The organism is uncultured Clostridium sp. (assembly GCF_934754925.1).
Lineage (GTDB): Bacteria > Bacillota > Clostridia > Clostridiales > Clostridiaceae > Clostridium.
The window spans coordinates 1-2,895 of sequence record NZ_CAKVJA010000096.1 but is presented as its reverse complement, the minus strand read 5'-3'; the positions used below and the strand labels follow the sequence as shown (position 1 = coordinate 2,895).

The 2,895-nt window shown below is 26.5% G+C and carries 3 protein-coding genes and 1 pseudogene; all 4 read right to left on the bottom strand.

Going from position 1 to position 2,895, the window contains the following annotated elements:
- Positions 1–213: 213 nt before the first annotated feature.
- Entirely contained in the window at positions 214–1,158 is a 945-nt protein-coding gene (locus Q0G30_RS14030) for a hypothetical protein (protein WP_289129022.1), read from the bottom strand.
- 237 nt (positions 1,159–1,395) lie between these two features.
- Positions 1,396–1,767 carry a nucleotidyltransferase substrate binding protein gene (locus tag Q0G30_RS14025; RefSeq protein WP_294130867.1) on the bottom strand — a complete coding sequence of 124 codons (372 nt, stop codon included), beginning with the start codon at positions 1,765–1,767 and terminating at the stop codon, positions 1,396–1,398.
- A gap of 4 nt (positions 1,768–1,771) precedes the next feature.
- On the bottom strand, positions 1,772–2,068 hold the full coding sequence (locus Q0G30_RS14020; RefSeq protein WP_289129019.1) for a nucleotidyltransferase domain-containing protein: 297 nt from the start codon (positions 2,066–2,068) through the stop codon (positions 1,772–1,774).
- A 268-nt stretch (positions 2,069–2,336) separates the two neighbouring features.
- Positions 2,337–2,895, bottom strand: a pseudogene (locus Q0G30_RS14015) (hypothetical protein); the annotation flags it as partial.

Genomic DNA, 2,895 nt, shown 5'->3' with positions numbered 1-2,895 from the left:
ATTTAAAGGAAACTCGACTCCTTTCAGTCGCTGAGTAAATTCGACTGACCAAATTTAAATTTGGAGTCTCACTTAACTTAATTATTATATACTTTTTTATTCCATAATACAAGAATTCCTCTAATCTTAGGGAATAATTCCCTATGTTCAGATAGATTTAAATATTAAATTTTTTAATTCATCATAAATATAGTATTATAGTATTATACTATACTATACTGGTAATACTTTTGCTTTTATGTTATTCCATGATACATATGTAGTTATTTTTATATTTAAATTTATATTCAACTTTAATTTCTCATCTTTATTCAATCTATAATCATATTCAATATTATTCTTATATTCATTGGCTCTCCAACTTAAATAATGGTCTATATATTTAGTTGCAACTCCTCTAAATTTTTTCAACCATCTTTTTATTTTTACAGAGTAGCTTGCATCAATTGGAGTGATATCAATTCTCCTAATTCTAATTTTATTTATTGTATTATGTTTATCTGAAAAAGCTTGAAGTCTTCCATCTAAAAACGCCACAGCAATAGCCTTTTTATCAATTCTTGGTTCTATATTTTCCTTTAATTCTCTAAATCCTAGATGATTTCTAGCTGCTATTATAGATATAATATCAATAGATTTATTCATTGCATTTACTATTGAAATTTTATCCTTCTCTTTATTTTTACTATATCTATCGCCTTTAAAATTCTCAAGTAAAACTACCCTTGTTAATTCAGCATAATCACATAACTTCTCAACATAATTTACCTGCTTTAAGTTATATAAAAATCTATGTCTCCAGAAAAATGATGTTACTATACTTATGTTAAGAACCTCTGCACATTCTCTAATTGTTAGTCCCTTTTCATATAACTCCTTATATTTATGGCAATTTTCCTTAAACTTTTTTGAATATCTAAAGGGACTTTCAGTTTGCTTTGTAAATGTTCTTTCACATTTATTGTTTTTGCATTTATATCGTTGTATACCGTTATATGAACCATACTTTATCACATCTTCGCTTTTGCAATGAGGGCATTTTATGTATTTATTTTGCTTTTTATCATTAATATTATTTTCTATTTTTAATGTTGATTTATCTATTTTTTCTTTAAATAACTTTAATCTATATTCTTTGTTATTAATGGTTTTACTCATAATTCATCACCCAGTTATGAGTATTAACACATTTTTTCACATTTAATCCTTCATTAGACTTTATCTATTAACATACCTATTTTTCTCTATAGGCATTCTGTTATATAAGAATGTTGTTACCAACATTTTTATATAACAGATACACTATACTATTTAAAATATATATTACATACTGCAAAATCAAACTTAAAAATTCATAAAATTAATTTTATCTTCTAATATTTTTACCCTATATTATTACAATAGCTTTTCTAAATTATCTACAAGTTCACCTATTGCATCTACATATTTATCAACAATTCTCTTAGCAATTTCATCTGCTAAGCTTTCATTATAAATATGTGAAGTGCAATTTCTATCTTCTAATAAATTAATCCAAACACTATCATCCGAAATTAAATTATTAACATAAGCTTTCTTATATATAGTTCTTGGGAATGAATTTTCTAATGTTACTCCTAAATACTTCATAAATTCCTTTAATGTTTTATGAGTAAGCTCATATGTAAATTCAAATCTTTGTATAAGGCTATCCCTAATTATATCATTTTTGCCATCATACATATCACTAACTTCTTTTAATCTTAAATAAGCTTTTTTTAAATTCATATATTTAAATTCCACACTTCTCATATAATACTATCCCTTCTTTTTCTACTTGTTCTATAAAAAAATCATCTACTATATTATTCATATCTGAAAAATCAAATTCTAAAAGTGTATGCGTAGTATTTTCAACTTCTTCTATAAATAAGGATAAATCACCATCACAATATACAGCTAAATCTATATCACTTTTTAATTCATTATCCCCTCTTGCTCTTGAACCAAAAAGAACTACCTTATTAATCCCATAATATTTTTTAGATATATCTATTATCTCATTTATAATCCTCTTACTTAAATTCAATAGTTCTTCCTCCTAAACAAATTAATAATTATCTATATTATATACCACAAATCAATCTACATAAACATAAAACAATTCCCCATTATAAAAGGAATTGTTTTATCCTTTATATCAAGTAAAGATGGTCTTTATATGGGTACAGCTAACCCATTCTATGTAGGACGACTCTGGAAATTAAACAAAATATAAATTAACAGAATATAGGGCTACCTCTGAGATTAATCCAATATATGGATTAACCTCAGAGGTAGCCCGTATTTTGTCGAATCTATTGTACTAACCAATCCTCTTGCTTTACTTCACCTGTTTTTGCATTTACTGTATATCCAACTTGTCCAATTATATTGCTATCCTCTATACTTGCAGCATTTGGATCCTCAAGTTTAAGAAATACAAATGCCCAACGCCATTCACCCTCTGTAATAAGTCCTCTTTCAAAATAATGAGGCCCATATCCTGGATGCTCTCTTCTAACTACTGCTAATGCCATTTCTGCAGCATCTAGTTGATATATACTTTCATTTACTGAATTATAGCCTAAGTTGCTACTTCCACTATTAGTTGTACCTTCTTGTTTCTTATTTTCTTCCTGATTTTTAGCAATCTCTTCTTTTCTTCTTATCTCTTCAGCTTTTCTTTCCTCTTCAGCCCTTCTTTCTTTCTCTAATCTCATTTCTTCAGCCATTCTCTGTTGTTCTTCCTCATAAGATCTTTTAGAATCTTGAACCTTATCCTTTAATATATTTAATTTATTTAAATACTCTTCTTCTAAATCTTGTCCTAAATATTCACTAATTAAACTAATAGCTTCTTCATATTTATTTTCA

Excerpts from the sequence above, each read along its gene's own strand:
- Q0G30_RS14030 (WP_289129022.1), bottom strand. The coding sequence starts at position 1,158 with ATGAGTAAAACCATTAATAACAAAGAATATAGATTAAAGTTATTTAAA.
- Q0G30_RS14025 (WP_294130867.1), bottom strand. The coding sequence starts at position 1,767 with ATGAATTTAAAAAAAGCTTATTTAAGATTAAAAGAAGTTAGTGATATG.